General features: G+C 65.7%; 16 protein-coding genes. 5 read left to right on the top strand and 11 right to left on the bottom strand.

Features of this window, described 5'->3' with window-relative positions; translation table 11 throughout:
• Positions 1-157: 157 nt before the first annotated feature.
• Together GV035_RS14195 and GV035_RS14190 are read right to left on the bottom strand one after the other, a co-directional pair.
• Complete coding sequence (locus GV035_RS14195) at positions 158-1,459, bottom strand: O-antigen ligase family protein (RefSeq protein ID WP_159835698.1); 1,302 nt, start codon at positions 1,457-1,459, stop codon at positions 158-160.
• Positions 1,456-2,592, bottom strand: coding sequence for a glycosyltransferase family 9 protein (locus GV035_RS14190; RefSeq protein WP_159835697.1), 1,137 nt, complete (start codon positions 2,590-2,592; stop codon positions 1,456-1,458). Before GV035_RS14190 ends, GV035_RS14195 begins: the two co-directional genes overlap by 4 nt.
• Before the next feature lie 381 nt (positions 2,593-2,973).
• On the opposite strand from GV035_RS14190, the gene GV035_RS14185 reads away from it, so the two are divergent.
• Positions 2,974-3,735 (top strand): glycosyltransferase family 2 protein, encoded by a 762-nt coding sequence (locus tag GV035_RS14185; RefSeq protein ID WP_159835696.1) that lies wholly within the window; start codon positions 2,974-2,976, stop codon positions 3,733-3,735.
• Here the strand turns inward: GV035_RS14185 and GV035_RS14180 are convergent.
• Both GV035_RS14180 and dnaE read right to left on the bottom strand, forming a co-directional pair.
• Positions 3,704-4,780, bottom strand: coding sequence for a glycosyltransferase family 4 protein (locus tag GV035_RS14180; protein WP_159835695.1), 1,077 nt, complete (start codon positions 4,778-4,780; stop codon positions 3,704-3,706). The genes GV035_RS14185 and GV035_RS14180 overlap by 32 nt on opposite strands.
• On the bottom strand, positions 4,780-8,310 hold the full coding sequence (gene dnaE / locus GV035_RS14175) for a DNA polymerase III subunit alpha (RefSeq protein ID WP_159837914.1): 3,531 nt from the start codon (positions 8,308-8,310) through the stop codon (positions 4,780-4,782). Before dnaE ends, GV035_RS14180 begins: the two co-directional genes overlap by 1 nt.
• Positions 8,311-8,519: 209 nt before the next feature.
• Here dnaE and GV035_RS14170 point away from each other — a divergent pair, with 209 nt between their 5' ends.
• Both GV035_RS14170 and gluQRS read left to right on the top strand, forming a co-directional pair.
• Positions 8,520-9,383 (top strand): sulfurtransferase, encoded by an 864-nt coding sequence (locus GV035_RS14170; protein WP_159835694.1) that lies wholly within the window; start codon positions 8,520-8,522, stop codon positions 9,381-9,383.
• Positions 9,384-9,393: 10 nt separating this feature from the next.
• Positions 9,394-10,266, top strand: a complete 873-nt coding sequence (gluQRS, locus tag GV035_RS14165) for a tRNA glutamyl-Q(34) synthetase GluQRS (protein ID WP_159835693.1) — start codon at positions 9,394-9,396, stop codon at positions 10,264-10,266.
• Positions 10,267-10,321: 55 nt separating this feature from the next.
• Here gluQRS and GV035_RS14160 read toward each other — a convergent pair whose 3' ends face one another.
• The 5 genes from GV035_RS14160 to GV035_RS29480 form a co-directional block, all read right to left on the bottom strand.
• Positions 10,322-11,803, bottom strand: a complete 1,482-nt coding sequence (locus tag GV035_RS14160) for a DEAD/DEAH box helicase (RefSeq protein ID WP_159835692.1) — start codon at positions 11,801-11,803, stop codon at positions 10,322-10,324.
• Positions 11,804-12,266: 463 nt separating this feature from the next.
• Positions 12,267-12,641 carry an MliC family protein gene (locus GV035_RS14155; protein WP_159835691.1) on the bottom strand — a complete coding sequence of 125 codons (375 nt, stop codon included), beginning with the start codon at positions 12,639-12,641 and terminating at the stop codon, positions 12,267-12,269.
• 41 nt (positions 12,642-12,682) lie between these two features.
• Positions 12,683-12,853 (bottom strand): DUF6726 family protein, encoded by a 171-nt coding sequence (locus GV035_RS29120; RefSeq protein ID WP_201303974.1) that lies wholly within the window; start codon positions 12,851-12,853, stop codon positions 12,683-12,685.
• A 49-nt stretch (positions 12,854-12,902) separates the two neighbouring features.
• A complete protein-coding gene (gene purT, locus GV035_RS14150; RefSeq protein WP_159835690.1) occupies positions 12,903-14,150 on the bottom strand; it encodes a formate-dependent phosphoribosylglycinamide formyltransferase in 1,248 nt (415 codons plus the stop codon).
• A 215-nt stretch (positions 14,151-14,365) separates the two neighbouring features.
• Positions 14,366-14,548, bottom strand: a complete 183-nt coding sequence (locus GV035_RS29480) for a hypothetical protein (RefSeq protein ID WP_236572784.1) — start codon at positions 14,546-14,548, stop codon at positions 14,366-14,368.
• Between GV035_RS29480 and GV035_RS14145 the strand changes: the two genes are divergently transcribed.
• Both GV035_RS14145 and GV035_RS29475 read left to right on the top strand, forming a co-directional pair.
• Positions 14,469-14,990, top strand: coding sequence for an META domain-containing protein (locus GV035_RS14145; protein ID WP_236572734.1), 522 nt, complete (start codon positions 14,469-14,471; stop codon positions 14,988-14,990). The two genes, GV035_RS29480 and GV035_RS14145, sit on opposite strands and share 80 nt — an antisense overlap.
• Positions 14,991-15,195: 205 nt before the next feature.
• A complete protein-coding gene (locus GV035_RS29475; protein WP_236572604.1) occupies positions 15,196-20,565 on the top strand; it encodes a DNA translocase FtsK in 5,370 nt (1,789 codons plus the stop codon).
• Positions 20,566-20,574: 9 nt separating this feature from the next.
• Here the strand turns inward: GV035_RS29475 and GV035_RS14135 are convergent, their stop codons facing one another.
• On the bottom strand, positions 20,575-21,594 hold the full coding sequence (locus GV035_RS14135; protein ID WP_159837910.1) for a transporter: 1,020 nt from the start codon (positions 21,592-21,594) through the stop codon (positions 20,575-20,577).
• Between the two features lie 136 nt (positions 21,595-21,730).
• Positions 21,731-22,297, bottom strand: a complete 567-nt coding sequence (locus GV035_RS14130; protein ID WP_159835688.1) for an antimicrobial peptide resistance and lipid A acylation PagP — start codon at positions 22,295-22,297, stop codon at positions 21,731-21,733.
• Positions 22,298-22,343 lie beyond the last annotated feature (46 nt).

Genomic DNA, 22,343 nt, shown 5'->3' with positions numbered 1-22,343 from the left:
AAGCTTCCGTGCCGCCGATGGGCTTGCGAAGTGATGGGTTCTTGCTCAAGTCGTTCCTCGGTATGCGGTGCGTGATACGCCTGCTTAACCGCGTCGGGCGGACAAGCACAAAATCCGGCTATTCTAATCCGGCGCGAAGATCGGGGCCGCAGGCCGCTCAGTCGGCGCGCGGCGCGTCGGCTGTCGCGCCGCGCGCGGGCGGCAGACGCTTCGTCAAACGCTCGGCGCGTCCGAGCATGAGGCCCGCGAAACACCAGAACGCGAGCGCGGTGGTTTGCCACATGAAGTCGTCGGTGAAATTCTTGGCGATCATCGCGCCGACGAGCGCGATGCCGCCCGCAGCCAGCCAGGGCAACTCGCGTCGCACGCGCAGGAAGCGCCGCACCAGCGCCGCCAGCAACAGAACTTGCAGCAATACACCAATCAGGCCGGTTTCGAGCCAGGTGTTCAGAAACAGATTATGTGCGTGCGTGAGCGCCTGCGACTCCGCAGCGAGCAGACGCGGTGGAATCTCGCGGCCATAGACCTGGCCCGGCAGCGGCTTGCCGAAGCCGATGCCCGTCCACTTGTGCGCCTCGCCCGCGCGCCCGTAGAACGCCCAGAGGCGCGGGCGCGTGTCGGCGGCGAGCGTATCGGCGATGCCCGGCAAAAAGGACGGCACGGGGATGCGGTCGCCTTCGATCGTCACGCCATGAGCAGGCAATTGCGGCGGAATCCTCTCGAACCGCATCCGGGCGCTGACTTCCAATACCGCGACCGCCGACACGCCGATAATCGCAAGCGCGATCAGCGCGACGGTCATGTGCTTGCGGTACAGCGGACTGAGCGCGAGCACCAGCGTGATGAAGGCCCCGATCCCGAAAAACCGGTTCAGCGTCGCGATACCGATAAAGATAGTGAGCAAGATCCCCGACACGCCGATCAGGCGCCACTTGCCTTCTAGCATCGTGCCGACGAACAGCGCAATGCCGAACAACGCGACCGTGCTCGTATGGCCGACACGGTTGTAGTAGTGCAGCATGAAGGTGTCGGCGGTCGGCGGTTGCAGCTGCCCCCAGTAGACCGCGCTGATCAAGGCCACCAGCACGCACGCCGCCCAATGGGCAAGCACGAAGCGTTCGGCACGCGCGACGCGCGCGCCGATCAGCCAGAAGCCGAAAAACCCAAGTAGCGGGTAACACACCTCGTCGAGCCACGCGTGCATGCTGACCGCGGGCAATGGCGACCACGATACGGACAGGAGCGTCCACGCGGCCCATAGCGCGATGGGCATCATCAACGGCCAGCGCAGCGGCGAAGGCGCGCCGCGCGTGAATCCGACCGCGATCGTGCCCACGCCGACGAACCCCAGCGCAATATATTCGAGTGCCGTCATGTGCGCGAACGTGACGACGAACAGGATGACCGGCGCGCCGATCCACAGTAACCAATCAGGCTGCGGAGATATTGTTTTGGTCATGAAGCTTCCGTCAGCATGTCCTCTAGCGCCTGACTCACTGCATCGAGCGAGACGAGGCCCATACATTCCGCGTGATCTCCCCGCCACGCGACACAAGTATGCTCGTTGCGGTCGCACCGCTGCACCCACGAGACATGACGACGGAATATGATCGGCTGGTCGCGGCACGGCATGCCCGCGATGGTGACGGGCTGAAAGCGCGCGTCGGACCAGAAATCTCCCGCACCGTGAATGAATGCGTTGCCCGGACCGAAGAGCGTGACCGTCGGCACGCCAACCATGCGGCCAAGGTGCGCCACGCCGGTATCTGGACAGACGAGCGCCCGCGCGCCCTTGAAGAGATGCCACAACTCGCCCAGCCCGACGCGGCCCGCGAAGCTGGCATGACGCCCTTGCGGGTCAATCGCACGGATGAGTTCGACTTCGCCGGGGCCGCCGCTCCAGACCGGCGCGTAACCGAGCGCCTCGACGCGTTCGGCCAGCGCCCGCCAGCGCGCCTGCGGCCAACGTTTGACCGTCGTGCTCGCGCCCGGATGCAGCACGACGTAAGGCCGCGCGAGCGCCTGCGCATCCGCCGGTGAAAAGGCTGCAGCCGCAGGTTCCGGCCAGTCGCCGGGGCGCGCGCGATGCGGCGCGGGGCCGTCAATCAGCATCGCCGCAATATCCGCCCACGCTGCGGGCTTCGAAGGATAGGGATGCGGTTCGTCGAGCGGCCAGTTTTTCCAGGCGGGCGTATCGCCGCCATGTCCGACGATCCACCGGCAACCCGCAGCCAGGGCGAGCCACGCAAACCGGTTCTCGCCCGCGACGATGCCGAGGTCGTAGGGGCCCGAATTCACGACAGACAGCACGCTTTTGACATCGCGCGGATCGAATGGCAGCGCGTGGGCGCCGAACGGGTGACCCGCGAACAGCGGCACGATGGCTTTCGGGCAAGTCAGCGCGATGCGTGCATCGGGATAGCGTTCGCGCAGTTTAGCGATGAGCGGGGTGAGCAGCAGCGTATCGCCGAGCAACAAGTGGTGCGCGATCAGAATACTCGACACTTCGGTCGGCGGCCGGCGGAACGCTTTTAGCGCCAGCCTGGGTATCGATCGGGCAATCACGCGAATGCGCCCGGAGAGTCGGCTCATAAATTCGAATAAAGACTGGCGGATGCGCGCGCCGCCCGACAACGCGCCGCGCGATGACCGATGGGCCGGCTAATCGGATGCTGCCGCGCCGCGAACGTTCACGAAAAGGCGATGCGGTTCGAAAGACAAGAAACGAAACCCCGTTGCGACCAAGCTGCCAACACCCCTTTGACCTTCTGCTTCGGTTAGCCATCAGGCACACTACGGGCCATGCCGAAAAACCTCTAGCGCCGCTACGACAGAAAGCGCGCGGCCCCTTCGAGTCCACACCAAAGCCAAGGCGCGCCGATCGTTGGCCTGAACCGTGGATCGTGACGCAGAACGCCGCAAAGCGGTGCATCCATTCAATAATTATACCAACTCGTACGCCTACGAAGCCTCATGTCACGCCCTACCCTCGGCATCGCCATCATCACGTACAACGCCGCCGCGCGGCTCGCGCAGTGCCTGCAAGCGGTCTCGTTCGCGGATCGTATCGTCGTCGTCGATGGCGGCAGCACGGACGCGACCGCGGACATCGCGCGGACGAACGGCGCGCTGGTGATCGAAGCGCGCGAGTGGCCCGGCTTCGGTCCGCAGAAGAACCGCGCGGTCGATGCGCTGACCACGGACTGGATCATGTCGATCGACGCGGATGAAGTCGTCTCGCCGGAACTCGCGACATCGATCCAGTCGGCGATGCGCGATCCGCGCGCCGATGTGTACGCCATTGACCGGCTATCGAGCTTTTGCGGCGTGTGGGTGCATCACAGCGGCTGGTACCCGGACTGGATTCCACGTCTGTTCAGGCGCGGCACGGCGCGGTTTTCGGCGGATCTGGTACACGAGCGCCTCGTGCTGTCGACGGACAAACCGGTTGCGCGCCTGAGTGGCAAGCTCATGCATTATTCCTACGAGGACTTCGAGGCGGTGTTGCGCAAGCTCGACGCCTATTCGACCGCCGGCGCGCGGCAGCGCCATGCGGCAGGCAAGCGCGGCAGTTTCGGTGTGGCGGTGTCGCGCGGCGCGTGGGCCTTCGTTCGCACCTATATCCTGAGGCGGGGATTTCTCGACGGGAAAACCGGCTTCATGATCGCGCTATTCAACGCGCAGACCGTTTATTACCGCTTCCTCAAACTCGCTCATCTGAACCGGATTGGCTAGCCACGTCCCGCGCCAGCGCGAGCAGCGCATCGACGTGCGCCGCGACGCTCGCGTCGTAGCGCACCGACGCGCCGGACACACGAACGCGTGGCGATGTGATGGCCGCGCTCGCCACGCGACGCAGATCGTTCACATCGCCGGGCTTGAAGATATGTTTCGCGCCGTCCGCGATGGCATCGGCGCAACCGACGCTCGCCGGAAAAATCACCGGCGTGCCGCACATCACCGATTCGATGCCGACGAGGCCGAACGGTTCGTAGCTCGACGCGAGAATCGTGAAATCCGCGGCGCGATACGCTTCTTCGATGCTCTTCACGTAACCGAGATAGCGCACGTTCGACGCCGCCCTTTCCGGCGCGCGCCCCGCCACCGCGACCGTCACCTTCATTCCAGCGAGCGCGTTCTCGATGAGCGGCAGACCTTTGCGCTCGTGACTGCTCGATGGAAACAGCAGCACGGTTTCGTCAGGCGCAAAGCCGAACTGCTCGCGCAGACGTTCGCGTTCCGTCGCATCGACGGGCGAGAAACGCGCGCCATCGACGGGTGGATACAGCACGCGGATCTTGTCGTCAGCAATGCCATAGAGCGTGCGAAGCTCCTCGCACATCATGTCCGAATGCGCGACGATGACCGACGCCTGCGCGTATTGACTCCGTTCGAGCGCAATCTGCCGCGTGTCCGAACGCTTCTCGCGCCGCCCGGTCGCGCGCAGAAAGCCGATATGCGTGCCGCCGCAGACCGCGATCTCCGAACCCTTCACGCGATTGCAACCGAACAGCACGTCGACGTTCGCGCGCCTGCGTTCGCGCTGCAACGCCCACGAGAAAAAGGCATCGCGCCACTTCCCCGGCAGGAACGACACGTTGATGCGATGCGCCTGCACCAGTTCATATTCCGGCAGCGAAGAATCGATCTTGCGCGCAAAAAACGCCGGTTTGTTCGGCGCGACGAAACCGGCTTGCGCGAAGCCGCGCACCAGATCCATCGCGTATCGTTCAAGGCCGCCGGAATGCTTCAGGGCATTGGCCGATATTCCGATGCGCATCAATAAACAATCTCAATCGCACTCCCCGCGAACTCCCCGCGCAGCGCGCTGATGAGATCATCGGTAGGCTTCACACGCCACGCGTCGCCCAGACGCACTTCGCCTTCCGCGTGCTCGCTGCGATAGACGATGCTCACGTTCAGCCCGTTCGGGATGGGCGCGGCGCTTTGACGTTGACGGCCGTTGTCCCTGACAGGCATCGGCGGCGGCGCGGCCTGCTCGCCTGCCGCATGCGCTTCGAGCACGCGGCGCAGCCGCAATGCGTCGGCGTTACCGTTCATCTCCACCTTCACCGACTGCGCGTAGCGGCTGCGTGCGCGTTCGAGGTCCATCGCGGTATCGACGGTAAAGCGGATGCCGCCCGTGAACGCGTCGTTGCGCGCCTGGCCCTGCACGACCAAGAGTTCGTCTTCCTTGAAAAGCGCCTTGTTCGCTTCGAACTGCTCGTTGAAGACGGTCACTTCGCACTGACCCGTGCCGTCGTCGAGATTCACGATCAGCATCTTGCCGCGCTGCGTCATCTGCGTGCGCATCGACGAAATCACGCCCGCGACGAGCTTCTCGCGCCCTTCCTTCAGCTCGCCGATTTTCTGGCGCACGAAGCGGCGCACTTCGCCCTTGTAGGCGTCGAAAAGATGCCCCGACAAATAGAAGCCGAGCGCCGTCTTCTCTTCCTGAAGACGCTTCTTGTCCGACCACGCCGGCTCGTCGACGAGTTCGTGCTTCTGCAGCGGCGCGTCGCCCATGTCGAAGAGGCCGGCCTGCATGGCGTTGGCGGCGGCCTGCTCGGCGGCTTCCATCGCGAGCGGCACCGAAGCCAGCAATTGCGCGCGATTGACGTGCAGCGCGTCGAACGCGCCCGCGCGGATCAGGGCTTCCACGGTGCGCCGGTTCACGATGCGCCGGTCGATGCGCTCGCAGAAATCGAAAAGATCCGTGAATGCGCCGTCCGCGCGCGCTCGCAGGATTTCCTCGATCGCGTTCTGCCCGCTGCCCTTCACCGCGCCGAGACCGTAGCGGATCGTCTTCGAACGCTTGCCGTCAGGCTCCACCACCGGCTCGAAACGATACGCCGACTGATTGATGTCGGGCGGCAGCACCGTCATGCCGTTCGTGGCGCAATCCTCGAAGAGGATCTTCACCTTGTCGGTGTCGTCCATGGCGAGCGACATGTTGGCCGCCATGAATTCCGCCGGATGATGCGCCTTGAGCCACGCCGTGTAATACGCGAGCAGCGCATACGCCGCCGCGTGCGACTTGTTGAAGCCGTAGCCCGCGAACTTCTCCATCAAGTCGAAGATTTCGTCGGACTTCTCGCGCGTGAGACCGTTTTTCGCCGCGCCTTCCGCGAAAAGCTCGCGGTGCTGGGCCATCTCCTCGGGCTTCTTCTTGCCCATCGCGCGACGCAGCAAGTCCGCGCCGCCGAGCGAGTATCCGCCGATGATCTGCGCCATCTGCATCACCTGCTCCTGATAGACCATGATCCCGTAGGTCTCTTTCAGGACAGGCTCGACGCGCGGGTCCGGGTACTCGACGATCTCGCGCCCGTGCTTGCGCGCGCAGAAGCTCGGAATCAGGTCCATCGGGCCCGGACGATACAGCGCCACCAGCGCGATGATGTCCTCGAAGCGGTCCGGCTGCGCGTCCTTCAGCATGCCCTGCATGCCGCGGCTTTCCAGCTGGAACACGGCGACGGTGTTCGCCTTCTTGAGAATGGTGAACGAAGCGGGATCGTCCAGCGGCACCTGCGCGAGGCTCCAGTCGCGCTTGCCGGGATCGAGGCGGCGGATGTATCGCTCCGCCCAATCCAGAATGGTGAGCGTGGTCAGGCCCAAAAAGTCGAACTTGACGAGGCCGACAGCTTCCACGTCGTCCTTGTCGTACTGGCTGACGACGCCGCCGTCCTCGCCCTGCGTGTAGAGCGGGCAGAAATCCGTGAGCTTGCCGGGCGCGATCAGCACGCCGCCCGCGTGCATGCCGACGTTGCGCGTCAGGCCCTCGACACGCTGCGCGAGTTCCAGCAACTGGTGCACTTCGTCTTCGGAGTCGAAACGCTCCTGGAGCGCCGGCTCTTCCTTCATCGCGTCCGCGATGGTCACGTGCTTGCCCGGCTTGAACGGAATCAGCTTCGCGATGCCGTCCGTGAACATGTAGCCGAGGTCGAGCACGCGGCCGATGTCGCGCACCGCCGCCTTCGCCGCCATCGTGCCGAAGGTCGCGATCTGCGAGACGGCGTCCGCGCCGTACTTGCCCTTCACGTACTGGATGACGCGATCGCGCCCTTCCTGACAGAAGTCGATGTCGAAGTCGGGCATCGACACGCGTTCCGGATTCAGGAAGCGTTCGAAAAGCAGGTTGTAGCGCAGCGGGTCGAGATCCGTGATGCCGAGCGCGTAGGCGACGAGCGAACCCGCGCCCGACCCGCGGCCCGGGCCGACCGGCACGCCGTTGTTCTTCGCCCACATGATGAAGTCGGCGACGATCAGGAAGTAGCCCGGGAAGCCCATCTTGATGATGGTGCCGCACTCGAAATCGAGCCGCTTGTAATACGTCTCGCGCTGCGCCGCGCGCTCGGCCTCGTCCGGGTAGAGCTGCGCGAGCCGCACTTCGAGACCTTCTTTCGACAACTGCACGAGGTAGTCGTCGAGCGACATGCCATCGGGCGTCGGGAAAAGCGGCAGCTTCGGCTTACCGAGTTCGAGCGTGAGGTTGCAGCGTTTGGCGATTTCGACCGTATTCGCGAGCGCCGACGGAATGTCCGCGAAGAGCGCGCACATCTCGTCCTGCGTGCGGAAATACTGCTCGGTCGTGAACCGCTTCTGGCGGCGCGGATTGGCGAGAATGTCGCCCTCGGAAATACACACGCGCGCTTCGTGGGCGGTGTAGTCGTCCGGGGTCATGAACTGCAGCGGGTGCGTGGCGACCACCGGCAGACGCAGCTTTGCGGCGAGCGCAACGGCCTCCAGAATGTACGCCTGCTCGCCAGGCTGACCGGCGCGCTGCAACTCGATGTAGAACGCGTTCGGAAAAAGCTTCGCCCAACGTTCGGCGTGACGCTCCGCGCTCGCGGTATTGCCCGCCGCGAACGCCATGCCGATGTCGCCGGTCTGCGCGCCCGACAGCGCGAGCAGCCCTTGCGCGAGCCCTTCTTCCAGCCACTCGACCATCACTTCCGCGCGGCCGCGATACTGGTTCGTGAGCCACGCCCGGCTCAGCAGTTCGCACAGATTCAGGTAGCCGGTCTTGTCGCGCACGAGCAGCAACAGGCGCGAAGGCTTGTCGCGGTCGGCGGGATTCGTGATCCAGACATCGCACCCGGCGATCGGTTTCACGCCCTTGCCACGCGCTTCCTTGTAGAAGCGCACGAGGCCGAACGCATTGGCGAGATCGGTCAACGCGAGCGCGCCCTGACCGTCTTCGGCGGCTGATTTGACGACGTCGTCCAGCCGCACGATGCCGTCGGCAATCGAGAATTCGGAGTGGACGCGGAGATGAACGAAGCGGGGATCTGACATGCCGATATTGTACATGCGGGCCGTCGCGAAATTGCCCGCGAGCGCCGCGTTGGCCGAACGGATAAGGCGCTCGCCGCTCTCGAAATTGAGCACGCGCAAGGGATCGCCAAAACGACGCCGCGCGCCGCGCCGGACGCGACCGCCGTTTGCGGGATAATAGCGGTTTGCGCGGCGCAATCGTGCCGCGTCGGTCCCGTTTTCACGCGTTTCACCCGTATTCGATCATGAGCATACTGAACCTTTCCGCCTACAAATTCGTCACCATCGAGGACGGCCCCACGTGGCGGCCGCTCGTCACCGAACGCTGCCATGCGCTCGGACTCAAGGGCACGATCCTGCTGGCGCCGGAGGGCATCAATCTGTTCATCGCGGGGCCGGTTCCGCAAGTGCGCGGATTCATCGACTATTTGCGTACCGATGCGCTTTTCGGCGGCCGTTTCGCCGATCTGCAATTCAAAGAGAGCTTCTCCGACGAGCAGCCGTTTCGCCGCATGCTCGTGAGGCTCAAGCGCGAAATCATCACGATGAAAAAGCCCGCCATCAAGCCGGAACTCGGCCGCGCGCCGTCGGTGGATGCGCCCACGCTGAAAGCCTGGCTCGACCGCGGTCACGACGACGCCGGCCGCCCCGTCGTGATGCTCGACACGCGCAATGCGTTCGAAGTGGATGTCGGCACGTTCGAGAACGCGCTCGACTATCGCATCACGAAGTTCAGCGAGTTTCCCGAGGTGATCGAGCAGAACCGCGCGGACCTGGAAGGCAAGACGGTGGTGTCGTTTTGCACGGGCGGAATCCGCTGCGAAAAAGCCGCCATCCACATGAAGGAAGTCGGCATCGATCACGTTTATCAGCTCGAAGGCGGCATTCTGAAGTACTTCGAGCAAGTGGGCGGCGCGCATTACACGGGCGACTGCTTCGTGTTCGATCACCGCACCGCGCTCGATCCGACTCTTCAGCCGACGGCCACCGCGCAGTGCTTCGGCTGCCGGGCGGTCGTGAGCGTCGAGGACCAGCAATCGCCGTATTACAAGGCGGGCGAAACGTGTCCCGCGTGTCATCCGGACGCGAAAGTCGGCCAGGCGGCCTAAGCACCGTTAGATGAGCTATCGCGGCCGCTTCGCGCCTTCGCCGACGGGTCCGCTGCATGCGGGATCGCTCGTCAGCGCGCTGGCGAGTTTTCTCGATGCCCGCGCGCACGGCGGAACGTGGATCGTGCGGATCGAGGATGTCGATTCGCCGCGCACGGTGCCAGGCGCCGCCGACGACATTCTCGCGACGCTCGCCCGCTTCGGCATGGAGTCGGACGAGCCGCCGGTCTGGCAGAGCCGGCGCGACGACGCGTACGCGCGCGCCTTCGAGCGGTTGCAAGCCGGCGGCCTCGTTTATCCATGCGGCTGCACGCGGCGCGAGATCGCCGATTCCCTCGTGCATGCGCACGCGCGTCACGCGACGCTCGCATATCCCGGAACCTGCCGCAACGGGCTGAACGGCCGCCCGGCGCGCGCGTGGCGGCTTCGGGTGCCGGATGGCGATGCCGCGCGCGTGACGTTTGTTGACCGCTGGCAAGGGCCGCAGTCGCAAGATCTCGCCACCGAAGTCGGCGACTTCGCGCTCAAGCGCGCGGACGGCTTGTGGGCGTATCAACTGGCGGTCGTCGTCGATGACGCCGACGCCGGCATCACGCACATCGTGCGCGGCGCGGACCTGCTGGATTCGACCGCTCGGCAAATCTACCTTCAGCAGTGCCTCCGCGCGCCGACGCCCTCTTACCTGCACGTGCCGGTCGTCACGAACGAAGCCGGCGAAAAGCTCAGCAAGCAGACCGGCGCAACGCCGCTCGATCGAAACGCTCCGCTCGATGCACTCGTGCAGGCGGCGCGGCATCTGGGCATCGATGCCTCGGCGGCGCGCTCGCTCGATGCGTTCTATGCGAGCGCGATCGCCGGCTGGGCGAAGCGATTCGTGCCCTGAGATGAAAAACGGCAGCCGTTGCAGGCTGCCGTTTCCATTGACGCGATTCAGGCGCTCACGACGTCTTGCGCGGCATGCCCAATCCGCCGAGGAGCGCCGCAAGCGGCTGCTTCGGCGCAGTCTTGCGCTCAGGCTCGACCGTTTCCTCCTGACGCTTCATCGCCGCGGGCGACGGTTCGTAGGGCTTCAAGAAGAACTCGTCCACCGGCTGCTGACGCCCGCGCGGGCGGTCATACGAACTGGACGTGCGGCGCCGCGAGCCCGACTCCTCCCGCGCGCCGTGCCGATGCTCCGAACGCTCGCCGCGCGCGGGCCGCTCGTCGCGGCGCGATGCGTCGCGCCGCACGGGCGAGGCGACTTGCAGCGTCTCGACTTCGAGCGGACGCTTGATGAGTTTCTCGATGTCCGCCAGCTGCTTGCGCTCGTTCGGGCTGCACAGCGAAAGCGCGTCCCCGGAGGCGCCCGCGCGACCCGTCCGGCCGATGCGGTGCACGTAATCTTCCGCGTTGAACGGCAGATCGAAGTTGATGACCGCCGGCAGTTCGGCGATGTCGAGACCGCGCGCCGCGACATCGGTCGCCACGAGCGCCTCGATTTCGCCGCGCTTGAACGCGTCGAGCGCCTGCATGCGCTCGCTTTGCGAACGGTCGCCGTGAATCGCGGTCGCCACGATGCCGTCGCGCTCCAGCACGCGCGCGAGCCGGCTCGCGCCGATCTTGCTGTTGCAGAACACGATCACCTGCTTGAGCCCGCGCTCGCGGATGATCTGCGCGACCGCGCCCGACTTGTCGCTCTCGTGGACTTCGTAGACGATCTGGCGCACGTTGGTCGCGGTCGAGTTGCTGCGCGCGACTTCGATGGTTTGCGGATTGCGCAGATACGTCGCCGCCAGTTTCTTGATTTCCGGCGAGAAGGTAGCCGAGAAAAGCAGCGTCTGACGTTCCTTCGGCAGCAAGTTCAGGATGCGTTGCAGGTCGGGCAGGAAGCCCATGTCCAGCATGCGGTCGGCTTCATCGAGCACGAGCATCTGCACCTGGCCGAGATTGAGCGTCTTCTGTTGCACGTGATCCAGCAGACGGCCCGGCGTGGCAATCAGAATCTCGACGCCGCGGCGCAGTGCCTCGGACTGCGGATTCATGTCCACGCCGCCGAATACGACCGTGCTGCGCAGCGGCGTGTGCTTCGAATAGGTCTGGACGTTGGCGGCGACCTGATCGGCCAGCTCGCGCGTCGGCGTGAGCATGAGCGCGCGCACGGGATGGCGCGCGGGCGATGCGCTGGTGTTGGCGTTCGGCAGCAGACGCTGGATGATCGGCAGCGAGAAGCTCGCCGTCTTGCCCGTGCCGGTCTGAGCCGCGCCCATCACGTCGCGGCCCGACAGCACGACCGGAATGGCTTGCGCCTGAATGGGCGTGGGCGTCGTATAGCCCGACTCGCGCACCGCCTTCAAGATCTCGGGAGACAAGCCGAACTGGTCGAACGTCGGTGCGGCCGCGGCTTCTTCGGTGGACGTGTTCGGTGCGACGGAATCAGACATGGTGACTATCTTGGCTTTCGCTAAAAGGCCGCTCGGTGCGGCGCGCGTGAACGATGGTTGAAACGGATCCGGCGATCACGCGTGTGTTTTGGTGGCGCGGAATGACCCGCGACGCAATTTGCTAGAAGTTGCGCGCTTCTCTTGCGCATGATGCGTGCCTTGGCGCGTCGGAACACTCGGCCGGGCGCCGGGCGTCCGGCTTCGGCGGGCGGGCGCCGGGGCTTGCTTCCCGCCGCCTTCGAACCCAGCTTGGCCCACACCTGGATGGAACACGGCTTCCGTGACGCTTTGACGACATCGGGCGCCGTGCGGCGTGCGCGTCGGCAGCAGAATGCGGTTGCTCCGGCGCGGGCAAGGCCCGCTCGCGACTGCCGCCCTTTCACTGCGGGAAAGCCGCACATTGTAGCACCGCCTGTCAAAGGGCCGGACGGCCGCCGCCACACGCTGCGCAGGCGCTTCCGGCCTACTTTTCTCGCGCCTGACAGTCCGCGAGCAGCGGCGGGGAATCTTTAGCGGCCATCTCATCGTACAGGTTGGCCTGCGGGCCCTTGGTCCACCAGACGTATTGATCGGCGGCGTATCTAGCGCCCGATCCCGCGATCACGTTGACGAACAGGAGCTTGCGCCCGTCGACGGTCAGCGCCGCGAAGCTCTGGCGATTGCGCGCGTTCGTGTATTGCACGGTGACGGTTTTGCCGTCCCGGCAGTCGTAATGCGTGGTGTGCGTCGATGCCGTCTGGATTTGCTGAACCGTCAGCGGCATTGCCCGCGCGGTTTGCGTAGTCAACGACGCGAGCGCAACCAGCGCGGCGATCAGGTAAGTGATGAGCTTGTTCATCGTTCGGTTCTTCATTCTGCGATGACGGCCGCGCGTGCCGGTCAAGGATCGATGACGTCGGCGCACGCATCGGTCGGCGCGGCGGCGACGTGACCGACGACTGGCACGATCTTCAGGCCCGCCGATGCAATCCGGCACGGCGCGGCCGCGAGGCCGCAGCCCGAAAGCCCCACGCATGCCGCGATGAGCGCGGCGAAAAATAAGCGTTTCACTGTCTTGCTCCCGTCCCTTCCAGAGCCGTCAGCCCTCGCTGACGCGCCCTCACTTCGTCGAAACCGGCCGTACCTTCGATGCCGCGAGCTTCGCGCGCTCGCGCGCCTCGTCCGTATCGACACCCGTTGCCACCGCGACACCCATCCGCCGCTTGGCGAAGCTCTCGGGCTTGCCGAAAAGCCGCAGGTCCGCGCCCGGCACGGCGAGCGCGTCGCGAACGCCTTCGAACGCGATGCCTGCTTCGTCGAGACCGCCGTAAATGACTGCCGACGCGCCCGGCGTGCTCAGCGACGTGTCCACGGGCAGCCCGAGAATCGCGCGTGCATGAAGCTCGAATTCGGAGAAACGCTGCGTCGCGAGCGTGACGAGGCCGGTATCGTGCGGACGCGGGCTGACTTCGGAGAACCACACGTCGTCGCCACGCACGAAGAGTTCCACGCCGAACAGGCCGCGTCCGCCGAGCGCCGTCGTCACCTTCGCGGCGACATCGCGTGCTTTTTGCAGCGCGCCCGCGTTCATGGCTTGCGGCTGCCACGATTCGACGTAATCGCCCGCCACCTGAAGATGCCCGATCGGCTCGCAGAAATACGTCTGCGTTTCGCCGCTCGCGGGATCGGCCGCGCGCACGGTGAGTTGCGTGATTTCGTACTCGAAGTCGATGAAGCCTTCCACGATCACGCGACCGTGATTGACGCGCCCGCCCGCCATCGCGTAATCCCACGCCGGCTCCACGTCGGCGTCGCTGCGCAGCACGGACTGCCCCTTGCCCGACGACGACATCACAGGTTTCACGACGCACGGAAAGCCGATCTTCGCGATCGCGGCTTTCATCTCGTCGAGTGATTGCGCGAACGCATAAGGCGATGTCGGCAAGCCGAGCGTTTCGGCGGCCAGCCGGCGAATGCCTTCGCGATTCATCGTGAGTTGCGTGGCCCGCGCTGTCGGAATGACCGTGGCCAAGTCCGACGCCTCGATTTCGGCGAGCGCGTCGGTCGCGATGGCCTCGATTTCCGGCACGATCAAATGCGGCTTCTCGCTTTCGACGAGCGCGCGCAACGCGGCGGCGTCCGTCATGTCGATGACGTGCGCCCGGTGAGCGACCTGATGCCCCGGCGCGTTGGCGTATCGATCGACCGCGATCACTTCGACGCCCAGACGTTGCAGCGCAATGATCACTTCCTTGCCGAGTTCGCCCGCTCCGAGCAGCATGACGCGCGTGGCGCTGGAAGAAAGCGGCGTGCCGATGCGCAAGGCGATGTCATGCGCTGCGTTCTTGCCGGGCGGGTCGGTCTGCATGCGTGCTCCAGAATCGATTCGATTGTGCGTCGGCCGCGAGCCCTTCACGAGCTGGAAACCGACTAGCTTCAATGATTGGCGGCGATGTTAACACGCATCGCCGTAAGCGAACGCTCAGCCGTTTGGCATATTGACAAGAGGTATGGACTCGTGCCCGCGCGACGAATTCCCTCACGCGTTGCCCGCGCACACCGCGACGAATGATTTGTTGCATCTCAAAGCTGGACAAACTGTACGACGCGTGCGGTACGCTTACGGCTTTCGCCAGCTTTGGGATCATCGATGTCTTCGCATTTTCGTCGCGCTTCTTCCCGCTCGATGCCGCGCTCGCGGGCATCCTTTGCGCTCAGCGCCGGCGTCGCACTCTTGATGGCGAGTCTCGGGAGCGGATGCGCCATGCCGAAGCATTCCGACGCAAGCGCGCCGCCCACGGATCCTTACAATCCCGCCGCGACGCAGTTGCTCGACGACACGCACTGGGAACTGACGAACTGGACCGAGGCGAACGGCCAGCCGCGCGCTTTACCCGGCCGCGCCGTGGGCAGTCAGCCGATCACGCTCGACTTCTCGACTGAGAGTGGCCGTCGGCGCGCGAGCGGCTTTTCTGGCTGCAACCGGTACACCGGCGCGTATGACCTCAAGGACGGCAAGCTGAGTTTCGGCCCGCTCGCCGGCACCCGCATGGCCTGCGCGTCGAGCGTGGGCGGCGCCGTGGAGCAGCCTTATCTGGACGCGCTCGCTCACGTGGCAAAGAGCGGCGTGCAGATGAATCCGCCGCAGTCGCTTCAGTTGACGCTCGACAACGGCGCCGTGCTTACCTTCGCCGAGCGCGCGCCATGACCTGTCGCGGCCGCTTCTGCCTGAGCGTGGCGCATCGCAAGTAGAGTGTTGCGCGCTTGCGCCATGCCCGTCGCGTTCAGCCGACAGCCGGTACACTGCTCAGTCGATATGCCCGGCCTGCGCGCAACTCACACGCTCTTCGAGCGCCGCGCGTCGCCGGGCGGCCATCTCATCCGTCTCATCCAACCTTGGTTCAATCCTTAGCATGCACACGGTAGTTCTCGGCTGGTTCGGTGCATCAGTCGTCTGGTTTCTCGCTCTCGTCTGGCGCGTCGTCAAATCGGTGTTGCCGGGCGGCGCGGGGCTGCGTGGTCCGGGCACGATTCGACTGTGGCTCGGCTTCTTCTGCGTGCTGCTGTCGAGCGCGACGCTCGAAGGCGCGCTTGCCGGCGCGCTAGAAGCGCAGGAGAACGTGAATCGCTGCGGCCGCGCGCTCGCGGGGGCGCTCGCCGCTCTCGCTCATGCCCCGGGCGCTATTGCGATCGCGGGCCTGGCGTTGGCAATCAGTCTGCCGTGGCTCGTCGAATTCAGCTGGCGTTCAGTGCTCGCCTGGGCCGACGAAGCGTTCGGCTTCGGCCTGCCGCAAAGCTGGCTCACGCCGCGCGAGGAATCGGAACGCGAGTCGCGCCAGCGAGAGCCTGCGCGGGCAAAGTCGAGCGCGAAGCGGAGTGCAAAGTCGGGCGAAAAGTCGACCGGCATGCGCTGGCGCGAGCGCCGCACGCGGGAAGCGCCGGCAGCGGACATGCCGCTACGAGGCATCGGCGAACGATTCGATGCGATGGGCTCGCGCACGTCGTCCGACGAGCCGACGCTCGGCATGCCTACCGGCCAGCGCAGTGGACGCTATCAGCGGCCGACGCCGTGGCGTCCGCCTGCCACGACCGCGCGCGTCCCCAAGGGCGCGGAAGCATCGGCGGCGAGCATCGCGGCGACGGCGGAAGCGTATTCACGGCGTCCCGCGTTCGAGCGCGCCGGCACGCCGGTTTCGGCGTTCGTCGAGCCGGTCGCGCCGGACGGATGGCTGAATTCGCTATCGACGGCAGCGGCGGCCCTCGGGTCGACGAACTCGCCTGTCAAATCGGCTTCAAGCACTAAGTCGGCTTCCGGCTCTGCTGCGCGCGGCGAAGCCGCCACGGCAACGTCGATGCGGTCTGTCGCGCGGTCGCCGTCTGCGGTTGCGCCTTCTACGGTCTCCTCTTCGCCTGCTCCGATTGGCGCGGGCCAGCGATCGCCTGCCATGCCCGCACGCGCCGCTGTGGCCGCGAGTGGTTCGGCGCCCGCGCCGCAGAGCGGCATCCCGACGCGCAGACCGCTTTCGTCGTCCGTCTCGACCTCGCTTCAGACATCGCGCCCTGTGTCAAGGCGCCCGCTGCCGACGGATGCGACAGGCGACGGGCGCTCGTCAGCCTTCGCGCCGCCGGTGTTTTCCCGTCCGCCTTCGCCGCCCGCGCCGCCGCCTGCGGCCGACGCGATTCAGGCGACGCTGCGTTCCATCGAGGAAAAAGCGGCGCTGTGGACGTCGCTTGCCGGGGCGAGTCTCGCGCGCCATCACGAGGCGCAGGCTGCGCCAGTGAATGACGCGGCGTCGTTGACTTCGAACCGCGCGACGACGGAGCCCGCGTCTTCGCCCGCGAGAGCTTGGGAGGCCAGCGCCTCGGGCGATCGGGCGCCCATGCCCGCTTCGCTTCGGCCGCGCGCCGAGTCCGCCGCCGCGCGCTTCAACGACGCTTCGCAGAACACGACTGCGGGCGTGGAACAGGGCCAGCGGTCGAGCGTACCTGTCGAAGCATCGCCGGTCGCTTCGGGTACTGGCGTTGGACGCGGAACGGCAGCAATCGCGGCAACGGTCTTAGCGGCGCCGCGAGCCGGCTCGGTGAGCATGCAAGAAGCGCGGCTGATGGCCCCGGACGCAGGCACTGCGGACGCTCAACGCCGCGCGAGCAACGAAACCGCCCCGGACGGACACACCGATTCAATGCCGGCCACGTCGCGAGCCAAAGGACTACACCCGGGCGAAGCCTCGCAAGCTGGCGGAGACTGCCAGCGCGATGTAAGCAGGAAAATGTCGGCAGCATCGCCTGCCGACGGGGTGTCAGCAGCGAGTCCGCGTATGTCGCAAGCTGCATCTGTCAGCACGCACGAGGCGTCGTCGGCTGCTTCTGTCGCCGCGTTTGAACGAGAAGCGAGCACGGCAGCGGCCGAAGGGGCCCACTCGGATGCAATGTCCGTGACAACGCTGCGTGCGCAGCAAACGCAACGGCTGACGGGGCGCGAAGCGTTGCGCGTCGATTCGGGAGCAGCTGCAGAAGTTGGAATGCCAGCAAGCACGGTAATGCGCGCAGTGCCGCCCGCTGGCGTCATCGCGGCGACGGCTCCGAACATGCCGCAAGCCGACTCGCGAAGCACGCAAGTAGCTTTGGCAGCAGGCATTCAGCGTGAAGAGCGCACGGGTGTGCCCGCAGTCGCCACCGCCGACGCGATGGCGGCAACCGCTTCGGAAATGCGGCAAGCAGATTTACGAGGCACGCACGTAGCTTCGGAAGCAAGTATTCAACGCGAAGAGAGCACGGGTGTGACCGCAGTCGCCGCCGCGAACGCGATGGCGGCAACCGCTTCGGAAATGCCGCAAGCAGATTTACGAGGCACGCACGTAGCTTCGGAAGCAAGTATTCAACGCGAAGAGAGCACGGGTGTGACCGCAGTCGCCGCCGCGAACGCGACCGCAGCAACCGCTCCGGAAATGCCGCAAGCAGATTCGCAAGGCACGCATGTAGCTTCGGAAGCAGGCAATCAACGCGAAGAGAGCACGGGTGCGCCGGCAGTGACCGCCGCCGACGCGACCGCAGCAACCGCTCTGGAAAGACCGCAAGCAGATGTACGAGGCACGCACGTAGCTTCGGAAGCAAGCATTCAACGCGAAGAGAGCGCGGTCGTGCCCGCAGTCCCCGCCGCCCACGCGACCGCGGCACCCGCTCCGGAAATGCCGCAAGCAGATTCGCGAGGTACGCATATAGCTTCGGAAGCAGGCATTCAACGCGAAGCAAGGACGGCAGGCGCGATGCCCGCGACGAGTCTCAAAACGCCGCAGACCGGGACGTTGACGCATGAAGCGCCGGTGACTTCAAGTTCGAGCGCAGACATTGGACGCGAAGTACGCGCGGAAACGGCTGCACAGCCATACATCGAGGCCACCTCCGCAACGTCTGCCCTCGAGCCGCAAACGAAGCCAACGAGCACGCGCGAAACTTCAGCCGTAGCTCCGACCGTCACCGAAGCGGACGCATCGCTTGCTAACGAGGCCCGCATCGAAGGACAGAGCCGAGGCATCGTCGCTTCGTCATTTGCACCGGCAACCGCATCGCACGAAGTCGTCAACGCGAACGCCGCCGTCCCAGCCGCGCCAACGCGTGGCGCGCACCGCGCATCGATCGAGCCTTCGCCTGCGCTGCCATCGCAACCGCCGATGTTTGCAACGCCAGCATCAACCACGTTCGCGGCGATCGCGGTAGTGCCCGCTGCGCAAACAGTGGCCGAAGCTCCGGCTTCAACCGGCGCGGGAATTGTGCAATCGCCGGCAGCGTTCTCGACCAACGTCACCGCAGACGCACGCGCAACTGTCGAACGCGAGCCGCACGCCCCGCCGTCGTTGATGAACGAAGCGCCGGCGACCGAGCCTGCGCTTCCCGGCATGAAAGCCATCGCCTCACCGGCAGCCGCGTCCCATCTTAAGACGTCGCGAGACGACTGGCGGCTCGATGCGCCAACGACTGCCAGCGCGCAGCCATCGCCCCCTACCGCTGACATCGCACTTGACCGACCGGACTATCCGTTCGACGCCGCTCCGATTCTGCCGCCGCCGCTGCCCCGCGCGCTGTCGGAGCCAGCCGGGCACGCGCCGTCCTTCGACGAAACACCGCCCTGGCTCGACCACGAGCCGCGGACCTTGCCCCTGACGGAAGCGCCGCCCGCGCTCGGCAACGAGACCACGCACGCATCCATCGACGCGCCCCGCCCCGCCGCCGCGCCCGAGCCGCGTCAGCCGGTACGCGGCTTCACGCCGACCGAGTTCGAGTTCCACGCGCCGCAGGCATCGGCGGTGGAGTTGCCGACGCTCGATTTGCTCGAACCCGCGTCCGACGAAGTGGAGCCGGTTTCCGAGGAGCGCCTCGCGGACACGGGCCAGCTGATCGAGCAGCGCCTGCAGGAGTTCAAGGTGCCGGTCACGGTGGTCGGCGCGTCGGCGGGTCCGGTCATCACGCGCTTCGAAGTGGAACCGGCGCTCGGCGTGCGCGGCAGCCAGATCGTCGGGCTGATGAAAGACCTGTCGCGCGGGCTCGGCCTCACGTCGATACGCGTGGTCGAGACCATTCCCGGCAAGACCTGCATGGGTCTGGAACTGCCGAACGCCCGGCGGCAGATGATCCGCCTGTCCGAGATTCTCGAAGACGACGTGTACCGCGCGTCGAAATCCAACCTGACCATCGCGATGGGCAAGGACATCGTCGGCAATCCGGTCGTGACCGACCTCGCGAAAGCGCCGCACATGCTCGTCGCGGGTACGACCGGCTCGGGCAAGTCCGTCGCCATTAACGCGATGATTCTCTCGCTGCTGTACAAAGCGAAGCCCGAGGACGTGCGCCTCATCATGATTGACCCGAAGATGCTGGAACTCTCCGTCTACGAGGGCATTCCGCATCTGCTCGCGCCTGTCGTGACCGACATGAAGCTGGCGTCGAACGCGCTCAACTGGTGCGTCGGCGAAATGGAGAAGCGTTATCGCCTGATGTCGGCGGTGGGCGTGCGCAATCTGCAAGGCTTCAATCAAAAGGTGCGCAACACGGAAGCCGCGGGCAAGAAGCTGACGAACCCGTTCTCGCTGACGCCGGACGCGCCGGAGCCGCTTTCGACGCTGCCGCTGATCGTCGTCGTCATCGACGAACTCGCGGATTTGATGATGGTGGCCGGCAAGCAGATCGAGCAGTTGATCGCGCGGCTCGCGCAAAAGGCGCGCGCCGCCGGCATTCACCTGATTCTCGCCACGCAGCGGCCGTCCGTGGATGTCATCACCGGCCTCATCAAGGCGAACATTCCGACGCGCGTGGCGTTTCAGGTGTCGTCCAAGATCGATTCGCGCACGATTCTCGACCAGATGGGCGCGGAATCGCTGCTCGGCGCGGGCGACATGCTGTTCCTACCGCCCGGCACCGGGTATCCGCAGCGCGTGCACGGCGCCTTCGTCGCGGACGACGAAGTGCATCGCGTGGTCGAGTATCTGAAGCAGTTCGGCGAGCCGGAGTACGAAGAAGGCATTCTGTCGGGGCCGACGCCCGAAGGCGGATCGCAGGATCTGTTCGGCGAAGCGCCCGACGCGGAAGCCGATCCGCTCTACGACGAAGCCGTCGCGTTCGTCGTGCGCACGCGGCGCGCGTCGATTTCGTCGGTGCAACGGCAGTTGCGCATCGGCTATAACCGCGCCGCGCGTCTCGTCGAGCAGATGGAAGCCGCCGGGCTCGTCTCGCCGATGGGCAGCAACGGCAACCGCGAGGTGCTCGCGCCGCCCGGCCCGGCGGACTGAGCGTTCAGCTCACCAGACGCGCAGCTTGCGCAGCAGGAAGATCGTGATGGCGGCGCACCCCGCCATCACGCCAATGACGATCCAGAACGACGCCGGACTGTGCGTGCCCGGCAAGCCCGCCACGTTCATGCCGAAGATGCCGGTCAGGAGCGTCGCGGGCATCAGCAGCGCCGACATGATCGCGAGCCACAGCAGCTTGCGGTTGATGTCCTCGGACAGCAGCGCCGCGATTTCGTCTTGCAAAAGTTTCGCGCGTTCGTAGAGCCCTTCCAGCCCGCCGCCCAGGCCATTGAGCACCTGAATGGCCTGCACGAGCGCCTCCATGGAACGCGGCTCGGCCCATTCCAGACGGCGCGTGACGAGCTGCGTCAGCGCGTTGCGCTCCGGGTCGATAAAACGCTTCACCTCCACCAGCCTGCGCCGCACGTCGCCCAGATGTGCGCGCCAGTTCGCCTGGCCGTTTTCGAGCACGCCCTCTTCCACGTCGTCGAGGCGGTCGCCGATGTCGTCGATGCGATCGACGAACGTCTCGTTGAGCGCGCGAATGAGGCCCGCGAAGAGATCGACGGTATCGCGGAACGTCGCGCCTTCGAGCACGGCGTGGCGCAGACGGTCGGTCGATTGCAGCGGCCGCGCCCGCACGGTGATCATACGGTGCCGGTCCACATAGAAGCGCAGCGCGCTCGTGGCGCGATTGGCCTCGCGCACGCCGGGCAAGGCGGCATCGGGCGCGGCCGCGACCAGTTCGAGGTCCGCCACCACGCCGTACACGAAGTTCGTCCCCATGTGCACGCGCGGCCGCTTGTCCTCGCCGTTCAGAAATTCGCGCGCGACATCGGGCATCGACGTGACGCCTTCGAGCCAGCTTTCGACCGTGTCGTCGTTGGCCGAAAGATGCAGCCAGGTGAAACCGTCGTTCGCCACGGCCCGGCGCGCCTCGTCCCACGAAAGCCGGAGCGCGTCGCCGCCCGCGAAGTCGAACGCGCTGATAAACCCCGGCGGCGGCGGTTGATCGTGACCGGCGTTCATGTGCTCGGCCGGTTCCTCGGTGCGGGTGGTATCCAAAATTGCTTCCCTGCTGTTGCCTTACAAATTGATCGGACACCTTTCGATTCTCGATCGGATGAACGACGCGGCCCGCGAAGCGAGCCGCCCGTCAATCGTACTAGAACTCGTAGCGTCCCCAGAAGAAGGCGACGTCGCCGTCGTTCAAACCGGGCAGGCGCGGGATGAATGTCCCCATGAGCGAAGCGCGCTTGTAGCGGATGGACCCGATCGGCAGCGCGAGCGGCAGCGGCAGATAGTGCGCCACGTCGCTGCGCGCGGTAAAGCCCGCGAAGAAGCCGCCGCCGGCCTGCAAGCCGCCCAGCACCGGCTTCGTGAACCACTGCCGCGCATAGCCGCCAATCGGCTCGAAATTGTGATGCGAGTCCGAGAAGGCGAACGCGAACAGCACGTCCTCGTTGCCGTCCGCGTCGGTCCAGTGCTTGCCCGCGCCGCCGCCCCAGGACCACGGATTCAGCTCGCTGCGATTTTGATAACCGTCGATGTGCCAGCCATAGCCCGTGACGTACATGTCCCAGGTGCCGTCGTGCGCGACGCGCATCACGCGCTCGCACGCCGACGACATCCAGTCCCGCTTGAAATCACATTGCCCCTCGTCGGCCTGCGCCGCGAACGGAGCGGTGAAGCACAGGCTCAGCAGCGGAACCACGACCGCCCTGGCCGCCATTTTTTTTGTCATTGTCGATGGACTGTGTATCGCTGCGAAGGTACGA

It is taken from the genome of Burkholderia sp. 8Y (assembly GCF_902506145.1).
Lineage (GTDB): Bacteria > Pseudomonadota > Gammaproteobacteria > Burkholderiales > Burkholderiaceae > Caballeronia.
This window is presented reverse-complemented; position numbering and strand designations above follow the sequence as displayed.